This is a genomic window from Amycolatopsis saalfeldensis, assembly GCF_900110575.1.
GTDB lineage: Bacteria > Actinomycetota > Actinomycetes > Mycobacteriales > Pseudonocardiaceae > Amycolatopsis > Amycolatopsis saalfeldensis.
The window spans coordinates 821,280-835,898 of record NZ_FOEF01000001.1; the positions used below are offsets into that span (position 1 = coordinate 821,280).

The following is a 14,619-nucleotide window of genomic DNA, read 5'->3' on the forward strand; positions in this document are numbered from 1 at the left end:
CCTTCAGTGGTTTTCCGGTTCAGGCACTGTGCGCGCGCTGGAGCCGGGAAACGTTGTTGCGGAACCAAACCCCCAGCGCCGTCTCCGGGGTCATGGCCTTGCCGTTGCCCGCCGACCAGCTCGCCAGGCGGACCTGGTTGCAGGAGTCGAAGTAGAAGTCCGGCGCCTCGTCGATCTGTGCGATCAGCCGGTCGCACTCCCAGCCCATCCCGGCCGCCCGCGCGCGGAGCACGGCCTTGAGGCTGTCGTCGTAGGTGCGCGCCGCGGCCTGCTCGAACGTCACCCGCACGCCGCCGGGCCCGGTGATGCTCGCACCCGCGATGAGCACCTTCATGCCTTCACCTCCGAAGCAACTTGGTCACCGACCAACTCCACCCAGTAAACTTGGTCACCGACCAAGTTGTCAACCCTCCGTCACCACGTCGACCGGTGCGTAGTGAGATGAGGGCATGACGCGAACCTGGACCCGCCGCCTCGCCGTGGCCGGCGTATTGCTCGGCGCCATCGTGGTGCTCTGGCTGTTGTTCTGGCCGGTCACGTATTGGCTGGGCGGCGCCGACCTCGACCACCTCGGCCCGCAGGACCGGCTGGCCGCGGTGGGCACGATCCGGGGGCAGGTCGGCGCGGTGCTCAGCGCGGCGTTCGTCGGCGGAGGGCTGTACTACACCGGCCGGAAGTTCTTCCTCGATCGCGACAAGCAGTTCACCGACCGGTTCAACTCCGCCATCGACCACCTCGGGTCCGGTGAGGAAACCGTGCGGGCGGGCGGGATCCGCGCCCTCGACCGGATCCTGCACGACTCGCCCGGCGACCGTAACCGGGTACTGGAAAGCCTCACCGGCTTCCTGCGCCACCGGACTCCCGGCTCCGGCCGGTCCGGCGACGACGTCAACGCCGCCGTCGCCGCCTTGCGCGGCCGCGGCCTGCCGTCGAAGCGGACCACCGAGAACGCGCTCGACCTGCGCGGGGTCCGGCTGTCCGAGGCGAACCTCCGCGGGATTTCGTTGCGGCAGGCCGATTTCGGCCAAGCCGACCTCACCGGGGCGGTACTGGCCGGTGCCGACCTCCGGACGGCGCGGCTGCACCAGACGACGCTGATCAACGCCGACCTGTCCGGCGCCGATCTCACCGGGGCCGACCTCCGTGGCGCGCGAGTGGTCCGCGCCGACCTGACCGGGGCCGTCCTCACCGGCGCCGACCTCGCCGAGACGGACTTCAGCGGCGCGAACCTGACCGGCGCCGACCTCCGCGCCGCCGACCTGACCCGCGCGAGCGGCCTGACCGCCGAACAGATCGAGCCGGCCACGACGGACCCGGAGACCACTCTGCCGCCCCACCTCGGTCCCACCCCGGCATGAAAACCCGGCCGACGATCGCGGTCGCCCTGCACGACGGCTGGTACGGCTGCGGAACCGGCGCCGGGTACGCCAACTACGGCTTCCTCGAAGCGCTGGCCGATTCGCTGCCGGCCGAGGCGCGGCTGGTCCTGCTGCCGGTCGAGCTGAGCCCGGACAGCTGGGAGCACCAGGCCGCGTGGCACGACCGGGCGCGCCGGCTCATCGACGCGGAGATCCTGCCGGTGGACAACGGCACCGGCGGCCAGGATCGCTGGGGCGGCCTGGCCAACTTCGAACGGCTCTGCGAGCACACCGCCGAACGGATCCGGCGCGAAGTCCTGCCCGGTTCCGGCCCGTTGCTGCTCATCGCCTTCGACGTGCCGTTTTTCGGCCTGCCCGCCCGGCTGCCCCGGTCGGTCCGGGCGCACACGGTGCTGGTGCCGCGATCCAGCGGGCTGATCCACACCCCGGATGGTGCCGCCCGCATCGCCTGGGAACGGGCCGGCCTGCACGCCGGATTGGCGGACGGGACCCGGATCGGCGCCATTTCCCGGTATCTCGACCGGCATTTGCGCGAGGACTACGGAATTCCCCCGTCGAGCCTGATTTCCCTGCGGGACGGATTGTCCCCGTCCGAATGGGCGGCGGCCCGTTCGCGACGCCCGGATTCCGGCATTCCCGGTGAATTCCTGCTCGCCATGGGCCGGGCCCAGCCGTACAAGGGATTCGACGATCTCCTCGACGCCATGACCATTCTGCGGCGCCGTGGCCGCGACCTTCCGCACCTGGTTTTCGCCGCCACCGGGGAGTCCCCGCACCCGAGCGGGTACCAGCGGTCACTGATGGCCCGCGCGGACCGTCTCGGCGTCGAATGCACCACGCTGACCCGGTTCACCCCGCAGGTCGCGGGCCTGCTCACGGCTCCCGGTCTGCGCGGGGTGGTCGTCCCCTCACGGGCCGAGCCGTTCGGGCGGATCCCGATGGAGGCCTTCGCCGCGGGCGCCGCGCCGGTGATCACGACCACGGCCGGCGGGCTGGCCGAACAGGTCGTCGACGGCCACACCGGCTTCGCCTGCCCGCCGGGCTCGCCGGCCGCGCTCGCCGAAGCCCTCGGCCGCGCGCTGGACACCGACCAGCGCGAACGCGCCACGATGCGAAGCCGGGCCTTCCACCAGGCCCTGCGAACCTACGACCAGCTCGGCACCGTGCGGCGCTTCCTCGGCGAAACGGCCCCCTGGCTGGAGCTGCCCGGCGCCGATGATCGGCTACGGTGGCTGAGCAGCACCGAACCAGCCGTCCTCGCAGGGAGCCCCGTGTCCGCCGTGCCTCCGGTCAAGGTCCCGATCGGCCGCCAGGCCGGGCACTGGAACACCGTGGTCCCCCAGCGGCTGGTCCTCGTCGTCGTGCACCACGCGACCTCACTCGACCGCCTGCTCGACGTGATCACCGTCTTCGACTCCGACCCCCGGGTCCAGGTCGTGTTCAGCCTCAACGGCTCCGACCCGTTCCAGCACGGCCTCCAGCCCCTGCTCGACCGCCTCGGCGCCGTCCTCATCCCCTGGCACCAGGCCATCGAAACCGAATTCGACCTGGTCATCGCCGCGAATCACGGCGGGCTCACGGAAATATCGAGCCCGCTGGTCATCATTCCGCATGGAGCGGGGTATACTAAAAATTCTCCCGGAAACCGGAAACCGGAAACCGGAAACCGGAAACCGGAAACCGGAAACCGGTCCGTGTTCGGGCTCGCGCCGGAATGGCTGCTCTACAACGGCCAGCCGATCGCCGATTCGCTGGTTCTGTCCCACGAAGAGCAGCTGAGTCGGCTGGCCGCGGCCACTCCTGAAGCCCTCGGCACCGCCGTCGTCGCCGGAGATCCCTGTTTCGACCGGATCCTCCGCAGCCGCCACCTGCGCGGCCAGTACCGCCGCGCGCTCGGCGTCGAGCCCGGCCAAAAGCTCGTCACGGTCGCCACGACCTGGTCTAAGCGGTCCCTGATGGGCTCCTGGCCCTCGCTTTTCCGGGAACTGCTCGCCGCTCTCCCCGCCGACGAGTACCGGGTCGCCGCCTCGATGCACCCCAACGTCTGGCACGGCCACGGCCCCTGGCAGGTGCACACCTGGCTCGCGGACTGCGTTCGCGCCGGGCTGCTGCTGGCGCCGCCCGAAGAAGGCTGGCAGGCGCTGCTCATCGCCGCCGACCTCGTCGTCGGCGACTACGGCGCCGCTTCCTGTTACGCCGCAGGGGTCGGCGGCCCGGTGCTGCTGGCCGCGTTCCCGGAGGAGGAGGTCGCGCCCGGTTCCGCCGCCGACCGCCTCGGCGCCCTCGCCCCACGACTGCATCGGCACACACCGCTGCGCGCCCAGCTCGACGCGGCGATGCGCGACCACAAGACGACCGCGCTCGCCCCGATCCGTGAAGCGCTGACCTCCTGCCCCGGAGAGTCGGCGGCCCGGCTGCGCACCCTGTTCTACGGACACCTCGACCTGCCCGAACCCGGGACGCCCGCGCTCATCCCGGTCATCACCCTTGACCCCACAACGATCCCGCCCCGGCCAGCTGCCCTCGCCGATCACGTTGTCCTTTCACTGGAGGAAACCGTGACGCTCAGCCGCTTCCCCGCCGACGTGTCCACCGGCGAGCGGGCGGACAGTCATCTCGACGACGCGCTCCTCGTCGTCCACGAGAATCATCCGCGGCGTGACCTGCTCGACCGGGCCGCGGTCATCCTGGTCGATCCCGCGCCCGACCAAAGGGACCGCGAAACCGCGCTCGACGACGCGCTGCACCGAAACCCCGGAGCAGCACTGGCCGCAGCCGCCGCCGGGGAACTCACCGTGGTGCGGTCGCGCGAGGGCGCGCTGGCCACGCTCAAGGCATCGGACCCGGTCGCGGCGTCCGCGCTGGTGCACGAGTGGCGGCTCGCGGGACGATCGCTCGACACCCTGCCGCCCGTGACCACCATCGCGGCCGGGCCGCGGCTGATCACCGTGGAGCTCGTGTCAGTGCTCGCCGAGCCGGCCGCGTAACGCTTCCGCCTTGCGGTCTTCGAGAATCGTATACAGCTCGGCGGCGCGCTGAAGCAGCGGCACGGCCTCGGCAGCCCGTCCGGCCCGCTCGAGCAGGTCGGCGAGAACCGTGCTGCTGTGGGCCTCCCAGGACTGCATGCCGCGGTCGGCGAGCAGGCCCACGGCCGTGCGCAGGACCTCCTCCGCCTCGTCCTGGAATCCCGTGCCGGCAAGGGAAAGCGACTCGCCGAGGTTGGCGGTCGCCTTCGCGAGGTTGTGCTGTTCTTTCCCGTCCGAGAAGAAGGCGACGGCTCGACGCCCGGTCGCCAGCGCGTCCTCGTGCCGGCCGACCGCGGACAGCATCGGACCGCCGTTCAGGTCCAGGAGGGCGGCCTCCCGCCCGCGGTCCTTCGCGGGGAACCGGGGATCGTCCACAAGGGAGCGCGCGGCGGCGATGGCCTCGACCGCCTTCGACCAGTTCTCCATCCGCTGGTCCACAAAGGACTTCCACTGGAACATCTTCGCGCGGGTGAACAGCACCGCGTCGTCGTCCGGGAGCCCTTCCGCCAGCGCGACGGCCGCGTCGAACTGCTCGGACGCGAGCTGGTCGTCCCGGAACGAGAACTGGGCCGTGCCCAGCTCGGTGTGCATCCGCAGCAGCGGGCGCGCGTCACCGGTTTCGCGGTGGACCACGCGGGCGGAGGCCAGGCCGAGCGAGTGCACGGCGATGGCGTCGGCGAACAGGTCCCGCTGGAAGTAGAAGGTCACCAATGCCTCGCACAGCTGCCAGGCCAGCGAATGCAGGCCCTCTTCGGCGGCCGCGACGACGGCGCGGCGCAGGTTCGCCCGCTCCAGTTCCAGGTCGTCGACTGCCTGCTGCCAGGCGTGCTCGCCCTGGTACTCGGGTGCGACCCGGCCGTCGAAGTACTCGCCGAACCGCGGCCGGTCGCTGATCGACCGCTCGCGCGCGACCGCGAACCGCAGGTACCACTCGACGACCCGCGCGACCGCCGCCTGGCAGTCCTCCGCCGTTTCCTTCAGCGCGACCAGCCCGGCGGCGTGTTCCTGCACCAGGCTGTGGAATTCGTAGCGGTCCGCGCCCACCGGGCTCAGCAGATTGGCCGTCACCAATGCTTCCAGCGCATCCGTCGGCTCTTCGCCGAGCAAGGCCGCCGCCGCACCGGTGGAGAACCGCCGCCCGGGGTGCAGGCTCAGCAGCCGGTACGCGCGACGCTCGGCGGGAGCCAGATCCTCGTACGACACCTCGAACACCGCCGAGACCAGCCGCTCGGAGTCCACGGTGAGCTTCTCGATCACCGACCGCGCGCCCCGCAGCTGGCGCACGTAGTCCGAAACCGGACCGCGATGACGTGTGCTGAGCTGGGCGCCGGCGATGCTCAACGCCAGCGGCAGCCGTCCGCACAATTCGGCGAGCGCCTCGATTTCGGTGCCCGCCGTGGCGATCCGCGTGGAATCGAGGTCCGCGGAAATCAGTTCGACCGCGCTGGGCACGGTGAAGGGCGCCACGTCGATCACCGAGAACCGCTCGCGGACGAAGCCCGCCGAACGCCGTCGGCTGGTGGCCAGCACCGCGCTGCGCGACGAGGACGGCAGCAGCTTCACCAGCTGCGCCGCGGACTCGACGTCGTCGAGCACCAGCAGCAGGGCCTTGTCGGCGGTGACGGTCTGGAAGGCCAGCCGCAGGCCCTGCGAAGTCGGCGGCGGCGACGCCATCCCGAGCTGCGTGAGGAAGAGGAACAGCACGTCGTCGACCGACACCGCTTCCGACGACGTGCCGAGCGTGGCCCACAGCCACCCGTCGCGGAACAGGTCCTTGACCTGCTCGGCGCACTGCGCGGCCAGCGTCGTCTTCCCCACCCCGGGCAAGCCGGTCAGCACCACCACGGTCTGCCGGCCGGCCGCCACCCCGTCCGTGATCTCGCGCCCCACCAGCCCGACCTCGTCGGTCCGGTTGACGAATTGGCGCGGCGCCCCGGGTAATGCCTTCGGAATCGAATTCGCTGCCGTCACCCGTGCATCTCCCTCACCACCGCCGTGTGCCCTCGGTCACGAACCTTACCGAGAACCGCCGGCTTCACCAGGCCACGGTCTCCCCGCGGTAGTCGAGGTATTGCAGGCCGGCGCGGCCTTTCTGGGCGTCGATGGTGGTGATGAGGCTGGGGATGCTCTCGCCGATCGTGAGCTTGGCGTGCGGGCCGCCGAGGTCGGTCCGGACCCAGCCGGGCGCCATCAGCAGCAGCGTCCGGGTGTCGTCGCGGTGGCGGGCGGCGTAGCTGCGCATCAGCTGGTTCAGCGCGGATTTGCTGGCCCGGGTCGAACCGGCGGCCGCCGAGCCGCCGCGCAGCGCCTCGACCTGTTCGGGCACGGTGATGTCCACGTGCTCGATCTCCAGCCGGCCGTCGGCGGTGTCCAGCAGATCGTGCAACGCGGTACGCTTGCTCATGCTCACTCCTTGAGCCCGTACAGGGATTCGGCGTTGCCGTGGGCGATCTTCTGCCGGTCACCAGGATCGGGAAGGGTCTCCAGGAAATCAGCGACGGCAGCGGCTTCCATCCGGTGGAACGGATAGTCCCCGGACAGCAGAATCCGATCGACGCTGGTGTAATCCAGCGCGTGGCGCAGCAGCCGCGGGGTCAGCATGCCGCTCGTCGCGATGTGGATGTTGGTCGCGAAGTAGTCCGCGACGCGCCTTTCCAGATGCGTCGCGACGTTGGACAGGCTGTCGGCCCGGTCGAGCGCGAACAACAGCATTTCGCCCCAGTGGCCCAGCACGATCTGCAGGTCCGGGTGCCGGTCGAAGGTGCCGCGCACGATGAGGCGAAGCGCCGCGAGCCCGGCCTCGATGTGCCAGCCCCAGCCGAAAGTGGCCAGCGAAAGGTCGAGGGCCGGGTCGAACCCGCGGTAGGACGCGTCCCGCACCGCGGCCGGCGGAATCTGCGGATGGACGAACACCGGCCGTCCCAAGGAGGCGGCGGTCGCGAGCAGCTCGTCGTACGCCGGGTCGTCCAGCGGGCGCTCGCCGCTGCGGCCGTAGGACATGATCCCGACGTGGCCGGGCAGGTCGGCGGTGCGCAGCAGTTCGGCCACCGCCGCGTCCGGGTCGGGCATCGGCAGCGTGGTCATCGCGCGCAGCCGGTCCGGATGGCGGCGCACGGCCTCGGCGGCCCGGTCGTTCGCCTCACGGCACAGCGCCACCGCCTCGCCGGCCGGGAGCCCGTGCGCGCCCGGCGGGGCGATCGAGAGGACCTGGACGTCGATGCCCGCCGCGTCCATCGCCTCGACGCGCTGGTCGCCGATGTCGAGCAGCCGCGCGGGAATGTCGCCGCGGTCGTTCAGGACCACACTCGGGTCCCCTTCGGGCTGCGCGCGCAGCGCCTGGTCGATTTCCGGGGTGGTCCAGTGCTCTTCGATCGCGATGACGCGCATCAAGCTCCTTTGGCTCATCTTCTGTTGAGCGAATCTACAGGTTCGCTCAACACCTGTAAAGTCACTCGGGTGGATGAGCCGAAGACGCGCGCGGCCCGGCGGGCCGCCACCGCGCAACGCATTCTCGAGGCCGCACAAGCGGAATTCGGCGAGCACGGCCGCGAGGGGACGACCGTGCGCGCGATCGCGCACCGCGCCAAGGTCGACCCCTCGCTGGTCATTCAGCACTACGGCTCGAAAAACGACCTCTTCGCCATCGCCATCCAGCTGCCCGGCGAAAGCACCGGCGACAACGTCGCCGAACACCTCGCCGACGTGCTCGACGTCCGGCTGGCCGAGCTGCCGCCGGAAACCCGCGCGCTGGTGCGGTCCATGCTCACCACCCCGGAAGCCACCAAGGCCATGCGGGACTTCCTCAACGAGCGCGTCACCAACCTCGCCCGCACCAGCGACCACGACGACGCCGACCTCGAAGCCGCGCTGACCGTCAGCAGCATCCTGGGCCTCACGATCGCGCGGCACTTCCTCAAGCTCGACGCGCTCGCGGAGATCTCCGAACCGCAGATCGAAACCACCGTCCGGCCGTGGCTGACCGCGGCACTGGACCGCGACGCTAGAGCTTGAGCAGCAGTTCGGTCAGCTCGGCCGGCATGGTGATCATGCAGTCGTGCCCGGTCGGCAGCTCCCACACCTGGGACGGGGAGCCGTTGGGCTGGATCACGGGAACGGGGCGTCGGCTGATGCCCGCCGGCTTCGCGCCGACGCACTCGATGTGCGTGCGCGGGATCGTGTTCACGGCCGGGTTGTCCAGCCGGGCCGGTTGCTGCAGGCAGAGCACCGGCTGATCCGAGAGCATCTCGCGCAGCCAGGCGATGTCCGCCGGGTCGGTCACCCCGAACAGGCCGAACGGCGGCGGCTGCTCCGGCAGCGGCGGAATCCGCCAGCTGCCGGCCTGGTCGATCATCTGCTGGGTCACGGGCAGCACGTCGACCGCGGTCTGGCCGTCCTCCGGAACCATCGCGTCGAGGTACACCAGGTGCGCGATCCGGTCCGGCACCCGGTTGGCGACCGACGAGACGACCAGCCCGGCGTAGCTGTGGCCGACGAGGATCACGTCGGTCAGGCCCTGCTCCTCGATCAGCGTGACGATGTCGTCGACGTGGGTTTCGAGCCCCACCTCGGGGCTGAGCAGATGCGCCTTGTCGCCGTAGCCGGTGAGCGACGGCGCGAGCACCCGGTGCCCGGCCGACTCCAGCAGCGGCACCACCCGCTCCCAAGCCCGGCCGCTGTGCCAAGCGCCATGAACCAGCAGAAATGTAGACATGGTGAACACGATCTTCCTTGTTCGGGGCGCGTCGGCGCACGGGGAAATCGCGGTTCCCATTCGTAACTAGGTACGCTTCAGGAACCACAACCATGGTGGCCTCCCGGCCCGGCCGGGGGCAATACGGCACATTCGGGTGCCCCGGTTCCTTGGAGGTAACCATGACCGCGCTGCCGGACGACCAGGAACTGACGTGCCGGCCCCGGGTCGTGCTCGGCATCGTCGGGGACCGGTGGTCACTGCTGGTCGTGCGCAACCTCCGGCTGGGGCCGCGCCGGTTCACCGAGCTGAAGCGCGAAACCACCGGGATCAGCCAGCGAATGCTCACCGTCACCCTGCGCGGCCTGGAGCGCGACGGGATCCTGACCCGGACCGTCCACAATGTAATGCCGCCACACGTCAGCTATGAGCTCACGCCCATGGGCCGGACGCTGCGCGAAGCCGCCACGCCCCTGCTGGAGTGGAGCGTCGCCCATCTGGACCGCATCGACGCCGCCCGCGCCGAATACGACGCCCGCGACTAGCCGAGCCGGACGTCGTTGGAGCGGGACTCGATGGCGTCGAGGGTGGCGAGAGTGGCGTCGTCGAAGGTGATCCCGGCGACGGCCAGATTGGCTTCGAGGTGGGCGGGGTCGGCGGTGCCGGGGATGAGCAGCACGTTCGGGGCGTGGTGCAGCAGCCAGGCGAGGCCGATCTGGGACGGCGTGGCGCCGAGAGACTCGGCCACGGCGTGCACCGCCGGCTCGTCGGTTGCCTTGGGCAGACCCGGGAAAGCGCCGCCCAGCGGGAAAAACGGCACCCAGGCGATCTCCTCGGCAACGCACAGCCGCAGCAGGTCCTCGTCTTCGCGGGCGACGACGCTGTACGCGTTCTGCACGCACGCGATACCGGCCGGCAGGGCGCGGCGCAGGCCGTCGAGGGTGACGCAGCTGAGCCCGATCGCGCCGATCTTGCCCTCGTCGCGCAGGGCGGTCATCTCCGCGAGCTGGGCGTCGAGATCGACCATCTGATCACCCTCGGGGCGCAGGCCGGGGCCGGAGTCGAGACGGCGGAGGTTCACCACCGCGAGCCGGTCGACACCGAGGCTGCGCAGGTTGTCCTCGACGCTGGCCCGCAGTTGCTCGGGCCGCTGCGCCATCCGCAACGGCACCCGCCCGCCCGGGTTCGGATCGGCGCCGACCTTGGTGACGACCAGGACGTCGTCGTCGGAGCGCAGCGCTTCGCGGATCACCTCGTTGGCGAAGCTGAAACCGTAGAACTCGGCCGTGTCCACGTGGTTCACACCGAGTTCGATTGCGCGGCGCAGCAACGCGACCGCGTCGTCGCGGCGTTCGGACAGGCGGCCGAGCTGAGCCGCGCCATAACCGAGCCGGGACACAGTGCGGCCGGCGAACGAAGCAGTAGCAGTGGTCATGAGCGCAACGTACAGCCGTTCACTGACAGATGGCAACTTCTGTCACTCCATACTTAACAACATGACAGAGTTTGACACCTGTCAGACTGTCCGCCTACGTTCGTTCTCGAGCAGACAAGGAGTCCACATGCGCCGGGAGCCACTCGATCCGGAGACGATCATGTCGGCCACCGAGGACGTACTGCGCCGCCACGGCCCGGAAAAGGCCACGGTGCTCGACGTCGCCCGGATCCTCGGGGTGAGCCACGGGAGCGTGTACCGGCATTTCCCGTCCAAGGCCGCCCTGCGCGAGGCCGTGATCCAGCGCTGGCTCGACCGGACGCGAGCGGACTTCACCGCGGCGGTCCGGGATGCCGGCGCCGAGCTGCCCCCGCCGGACCGGTTACGAGATCTGCTCACCACCATGTTCGCCTTGAAATGGGCGAAGGCGCAGGAAGACCCGGAGCTGTTCGAGACTTTCCGGGTGCTGGCGGCGGAACACAGCGCCGTGTCTTCGGCGCACGTCGCCGTCCTGCTCGCCCAGATCCGCACCGTCGTGGTCGACGGCATCACGAGCGGAGACTTCGCCGACGGCGAGCCGGACGTGATCGCGCGGGCGATTCTCGACGCCACCGGCCGCTTCCACAATCCGTCCCATGCCGCGGAGTGGCGCTCCCCCGAGATCAAGGCCGAGTCCGAAGCCGTCATCGCGCTCATCCTCGACGGCCTCCGGACCCGGTAGGACGGCGAGTGGCCCATCAGGGGTGGCGCGGCGCCCAGACCTCACGGGTTTCGGCGAGATCGCTGTACAGCCCGGCCATGATCTGCAATCCCTCCCGCGAAATCGAAACCAGGGCGTGCTCGTCCGGCGCGTGCTGGGCGCAGGCCGGATAGGAATGCGGGACCCAGACGGTAGGCAGGCCGAGGGTGTCGGCGAAAACGCTGTTCGGGATCGAACCGCCGAGATTCGGGAGCAGCGCGGGCTTTTTCCCGAGCGTCCGTTCGATGGACTCCAGCACCAGCCCCACCGCCGGGTGCTCGGGGTCCAGCCGGGTGGCCGGCATGGCATGCGCCACCTCGACCTCGATGAACGGATAACCGAGCCCGGCCAGATGATCTCGCACCTTCTCCGCGAAATCGGTGACGTCGGTGCCGACGACGAACCGGATCTGCAGGTGGGCGACCGCGGTGGCGGGGATGGCGTTGACCGGCGCGGTGGGGTCCCCGGTCAGCATGGCCAGCACCTCGATCGTGTTCCAAGCGATCAGCCGCTCGATCGGCGTCAGGCCGGGCTCGCCCCAGCCTTCGTCGACGGCGGGGCTGTCCGGCCCCTGGTCGACGGTGATGTCGGCCAGCGCCGTGCGAACCGCGTCGGGAATCGGACCCGGCACGAACGCCTCGATCTTGATCCGGCCGGCCCCGTCCACCAGCGAGGAGATCGCCGCGGCCAGCACGGTTCCCGGGTTGCGCAGCACGCCGCCCCAGTTGCCCGAGTGGTGCGAGGATTCGCGGAGGTCGGCCCGGAGGGTGAAGTTCAGCGTTCCCCGCGAGCCGAGGAAAACCGTCGGACGCTCGGCGGAGATCCGCGGCCCGTCCGAGCCGAGGAAAAGGTCGGCGGCGAGTTCTTCCCGATTGGCCGCGGCGAATTCGAGCAGGCCGGGTGATCCGGTTTCTTCGCCGCTTTCGAGCAGGAACTTGACGTTGTAACCGAGCCCGCCCCGCGCCGCCAGGGTCTGCTCCAGCGCGGTGATGCAGATGCTGTGCTGCCCCTTGTTGTCCGCCGTCCCCCGGCCGTAGACCTTGTCGCCTTCGATCCGGAGCGACCACGGGTCGAGCCCGGCCCGCCACTGCTCGGGATGCGCGTGCTGGACGTCGCCGTGTCCGTACAGCAGCACTGTCGGCCCGAGTGGATCTTCGATCCTGGACGCGACGAGGAACGGGTGCCCCGGCGAAACCGGATTCTCCTCCAGCTTCACCTCGAATCCCATTCTCGTGAGCACGGGGGAAATCTCGTCGGTGAAATAGCGGACGATGTCACTGGCCCGATCCGGGTTCTGGCTTTCGGTCGGAATCGCGACGCGGCGGGCCAGCGACTCGAAGTACGCCCCGTTGTCGAGCTGCTCGACGGATTTCGCCACCGCCAGTTCTCGCAGTTCGCCTGGCGTTTCCGGAAGATGACGTGACATCGATTCTCCTTGGTGATCGCCCCGGGGTCGAATCTATCCCGCCGCGAGCACCGCCTCGAGACCGGACGCCTGGGTACGCCAGTCCGTCACGTTCGGCGTGGTCCCGGTCCAGCGCTGGCCGATCCGGTTCAACGGGTCGCGGTCGCCCGCCCAGAGCGTGTCGGCCTGTTTCTGGGCGAAGGCCCGGTACGTGGCCGAACCCGTCGCGGCGGCCAGATCGCCGAAGTACCGCATGAAAATGCCCTTGAACTGCTTCTGGTTGTCGTCACAGGAATTCGTGCCGGTGTCGCAGGATTCGACGAGCACCCCGCCGGAGGTGAGCCCGCTCATCGCCGCGTCGCCCAGCCGCCGGGCGGCGTCCAAATAGGACGTTTCACCGGTGGCGCGCCACAGCTCGACCAGACCGCCGATGCCAAGGCCCTGGTTGTAGGTCCAGACAGTCTGGCCGTTGTTGGCGCACGAGGCGGTCAGACCGTCGTTCACCAGGCCCGAAGCGTTGATCAGGCCGCTGTTGAGATACCAGTCCCCCGCGGTTTTCGCCCGCTGCCCCCACACGGTGTCCCCGGCGACCCGCAGATGCAGTGACGCGGCCAGGCGCAGGTACAGCCCGCTCGTGACGGCGTTCTTGTACGTCCGCTCGCGGTCCCACCACACCCCGCCACCGCAGGTCCCGGTGTCCCAGAAGCCGGAGACGTAGTCCCCGATCGTCGTCGCCTCGGTGAGGTAACGCGCGTCGTGGGTACGGTCGTAGGCGGCGATCCAGGCCAGGCCCCACCAGGCGGTGTCGTCGATCGCGCGGCTGATGAAGTGGCCGTCGATCGGGTCGGAACTCCTTGCCCCGGCGGGAAAAGCAACCCGGTTGACGTCGAAGGTGCGGGCCAGCGCGGCGTCCGAGCCGCCGGCGTCGGCCAGCGCCGTGACCGCGACCGCCGAGTTCCACCAGCTCGAAGGCCACCACGCGGTGTAGGGCTCGTAGGACCACATCAGCGCGTCGGCCGCGCCGGCCGCCCGGGTCGTCGCGGGGCTCGCCCAAGCCGTGCAGCTGCCTTGGTCGTGGGTCGCTTCCCGGCCGCACGCGCGCACGGCCCCGCCGTACAGCCGGCCGCGCGGGTCCCGCGTGGCGAACGCCGTGGTGTGGGTGCCGGTCGCGCCCGACGGCACGCTGGTGCGACCCAGTGACGAGCCGTCGGGCCAGCTCGCCCCGGCGTCCCAGGACCGGTCGAGCCAGATCTCGTCACCGGACCCGCCCGCCTCGATCCCGGCCCACGCCATGCCGTTCCCGTCGAAGTGCAGCCGGACCGTGCGGCCGAAGATGGTGGTCGACCCCACCGGCTGGCTGTCCCCGGAGCCCGGCGCGGTCCCGTCACAAGCGGTGTCGCAGACCGCCGGGTAGATCCACGCGGTGCAGCCGACGCCCTGCGCGTCGCCGCAGGCCCGGAGCAGGCCACGGCGGTGGCTCGCCGGATCGGTCAGGTTGTACATCAGGGTGCGCGTGCCGGTCCACGTGCTCGGCACGGTCGCCTTGCCCAGCAGTCCGTCCCAGGTCGCGCCGCCGTCCCACGACCGGTCGAGCCAGACCGCGTCGCCCTCGACGGCGCTGTCGATGCTCGCCCACGCCATCCCGTCCGGGTCGGAGGCGTGCAGCCGCAGGACCCGGCCGTTGATCACCTTGTCGGGCAAGGGAAAGCTCTCTTGCGCGGCCTGTGACGGATCCAGCGTGTCGCAGGACGTCACGCACACCGCGGCCGCCGCGGCCGCGGGCATCGGGGTCAGGGAACCGAGGACGAGCAGGAGCACGAGCAATGTCCGCATCGACATCCCTCTCCACGCACCGAAGGTCCGGTCAGGATAGGAAACCCGGGGCCCGCGTTGAAGGAATCCGCCCGGTTCTGGCTCGTTCCGGACAAGGGTTCACGCGCTTGCC

Annotated in this window: 13 protein-coding genes; 5 read left to right on the top strand and 8 right to left on the bottom strand. The window is 70.3% G+C overall.

From position 1 onward, the window contains the following. Positions 1-19: 19 nt before the first annotated feature. The gene (locus BMY97_RS03705; protein ID WP_091612340.1) at positions 20-334 is read right to left on the bottom strand and encodes a hypothetical protein; all 315 of its coding nucleotides are present in this window, start codon (positions 332-334) and stop codon (positions 20-22) included. Between the two features lie 115 nt (positions 335-449). Here BMY97_RS03705 and BMY97_RS03710 point away from each other — a divergent pair, with 115 nt between their 5' ends. Beyond that, the gene (locus BMY97_RS03710; RefSeq protein ID WP_091612343.1) at positions 450-1,358 is read left to right on the top strand and encodes a pentapeptide repeat-containing protein; all 909 of its coding nucleotides are present in this window, start codon (positions 450-452) and stop codon (positions 1,356-1,358) included. Then, positions 1,355-4,366, top strand: coding sequence for a glycosyltransferase family 4 protein (locus BMY97_RS03715; protein ID WP_091612346.1), 3,012 nt, complete (start codon positions 1,355-1,357; stop codon positions 4,364-4,366). Before BMY97_RS03710 ends, BMY97_RS03715 begins: the two co-directional genes overlap by 4 nt. On the opposite strand, the gene BMY97_RS03720 is transcribed toward BMY97_RS03715, so the two are convergent. From BMY97_RS03720 to BMY97_RS03730, 3 genes are all read right to left on the bottom strand, one after another. Then, positions 4,340-6,376 carry an NB-ARC domain-containing protein gene (locus BMY97_RS03720; RefSeq protein WP_091612348.1) on the bottom strand — a complete coding sequence of 679 codons (2,037 nt, stop codon included), beginning with the start codon at positions 6,374-6,376 and terminating at the stop codon, positions 4,340-4,342. The two genes, BMY97_RS03715 and BMY97_RS03720, sit on opposite strands and share 27 nt — an antisense overlap. Positions 6,377-6,440: 64 nt before the next feature. Next, positions 6,441-6,809: a Rossmann-fold NAD(P)-binding domain-containing protein gene (locus tag BMY97_RS47715; protein WP_218156667.1), complete on the bottom strand. Its 369-nt coding sequence runs from the start codon at positions 6,807-6,809 to the stop codon at positions 6,441-6,443. 2 nt (positions 6,810-6,811) lie between these two features. Beyond that, positions 6,812-7,792, bottom strand: a complete 981-nt coding sequence (locus tag BMY97_RS03730) for an amidohydrolase family protein (protein WP_091612351.1) — start codon at positions 7,790-7,792, stop codon at positions 6,812-6,814. A gap of 69 nt (positions 7,793-7,861) precedes the next feature. Here BMY97_RS03730 and BMY97_RS03735 point away from each other — a divergent pair, with 69 nt between their 5' ends. Next, a complete protein-coding gene (locus BMY97_RS03735; protein ID WP_091612354.1) occupies positions 7,862-8,416 on the top strand; it encodes a TetR/AcrR family transcriptional regulator in 555 nt (184 codons plus the stop codon). Here the strand turns inward: BMY97_RS03735 and BMY97_RS03740 are convergent. Further along, positions 8,406-9,116, bottom strand: a complete 711-nt coding sequence (locus BMY97_RS03740; protein WP_091612936.1) for an alpha/beta fold hydrolase — start codon at positions 9,114-9,116, stop codon at positions 8,406-8,408. The genes BMY97_RS03735 and BMY97_RS03740 overlap by 11 nt on opposite strands. Before the next feature lie 161 nt (positions 9,117-9,277). Between BMY97_RS03740 and BMY97_RS03745 the strand changes: the two genes are divergently transcribed. Beyond that, the gene (locus BMY97_RS03745; protein ID WP_091612357.1) at positions 9,278-9,640 is read left to right on the top strand and encodes a winged helix-turn-helix transcriptional regulator; all 363 of its coding nucleotides are present in this window, start codon (positions 9,278-9,280) and stop codon (positions 9,638-9,640) included. On the opposite strand, the gene BMY97_RS03750 is transcribed toward BMY97_RS03745, so the two are convergent. Continuing rightward, on the bottom strand, positions 9,637-10,530 hold the full coding sequence (locus BMY97_RS03750) for an aldo/keto reductase (protein WP_091612359.1): 894 nt from the start codon (positions 10,528-10,530) through the stop codon (positions 9,637-9,639). The two genes, BMY97_RS03745 and BMY97_RS03750, sit on opposite strands and share 4 nt — an antisense overlap. 127 nt (positions 10,531-10,657) lie before the next feature. Here BMY97_RS03750 and BMY97_RS03755 point away from each other — a divergent pair, with 127 nt between their 5' ends. Beyond that, positions 10,658-11,251, top strand: a complete 594-nt coding sequence (locus BMY97_RS03755; RefSeq protein WP_091612361.1) for a TetR/AcrR family transcriptional regulator — start codon at positions 10,658-10,660, stop codon at positions 11,249-11,251. A gap of 16 nt (positions 11,252-11,267) precedes the next feature. Here the strand turns inward: BMY97_RS03755 and BMY97_RS03760 are convergent, their stop codons facing one another. Both BMY97_RS03760 and BMY97_RS03765 read right to left on the bottom strand, forming a co-directional pair. After that, positions 11,268-12,695: a M20 family metallopeptidase gene (locus BMY97_RS03760; protein WP_091612364.1), complete on the bottom strand. Its 1,428-nt coding sequence runs from the start codon at positions 12,693-12,695 to the stop codon at positions 11,268-11,270. A gap of 33 nt (positions 12,696-12,728) precedes the next feature. Then, positions 12,729-14,507: a glycoside hydrolase family 76 protein gene (locus BMY97_RS03765; RefSeq protein ID WP_091612939.1), complete on the bottom strand. Its 1,779-nt coding sequence runs from the start codon at positions 14,505-14,507 to the stop codon at positions 12,729-12,731. Positions 14,508-14,619 lie beyond the last annotated feature (112 nt).

Bases quoted from the DNA above. Each gene is read 5' to 3' on its own strand.
- BMY97_RS47715 (WP_218156667.1), bottom strand. From the start codon at position 6,809: ATGAGCAAGCGTACCGCGTTGCACGATCTGCTGGACACCGCCGACGGC.
- BMY97_RS03745 (WP_091612357.1), top strand. From the start codon at position 9,278: ATGACCGCGCTGCCGGACGACCAGGAACTGACGTGCCGGCCCCGGGTC.
- BMY97_RS03730 (WP_091612351.1), bottom strand. From the start codon at position 7,792: ATGCGCGTCATCGCGATCGAAGAGCACTGGACCACCCCGGAAATCGAC.
- BMY97_RS03755 (WP_091612361.1), top strand. From the start codon at position 10,658: ATGCGCCGGGAGCCACTCGATCCGGAGACGATCATGTCGGCCACCGAG.
- BMY97_RS03705 (WP_091612340.1), bottom strand. From the start codon at position 334: ATGAAGGTGCTCATCGCGGGTGCGAGCATCACCGGGCCCGGCGGCGTG.
- BMY97_RS03710 (WP_091612343.1), top strand. From the start codon at position 450: ATGACGCGAACCTGGACCCGCCGCCTCGCCGTGGCCGGCGTATTGCTC.
- BMY97_RS03765 (WP_091612939.1), bottom strand. From the start codon at position 14,507: ATGCGGACATTGCTCGTGCTCCTGCTCGTCCTCGGTTCCCTGACCCCG.
- BMY97_RS03715 (WP_091612346.1), top strand. From the start codon at position 1,355: ATGAAAACCCGGCCGACGATCGCGGTCGCCCTGCACGACGGCTGGTAC.
- BMY97_RS03740 (WP_091612936.1), bottom strand. From the start codon at position 9,116: ATGTCTACATTTCTGCTGGTTCATGGCGCTTGGCACAGCGGCCGGGCT.
- BMY97_RS03760 (WP_091612364.1), bottom strand. From the start codon at position 12,695: ATGTCACGTCATCTTCCGGAAACGCCAGGCGAACTGCGAGAACTGGCG.
- BMY97_RS03750 (WP_091612359.1), bottom strand. From the start codon at position 10,530: ATGACCACTGCTACTGCTTCGTTCGCCGGCCGCACTGTGTCCCGGCTC.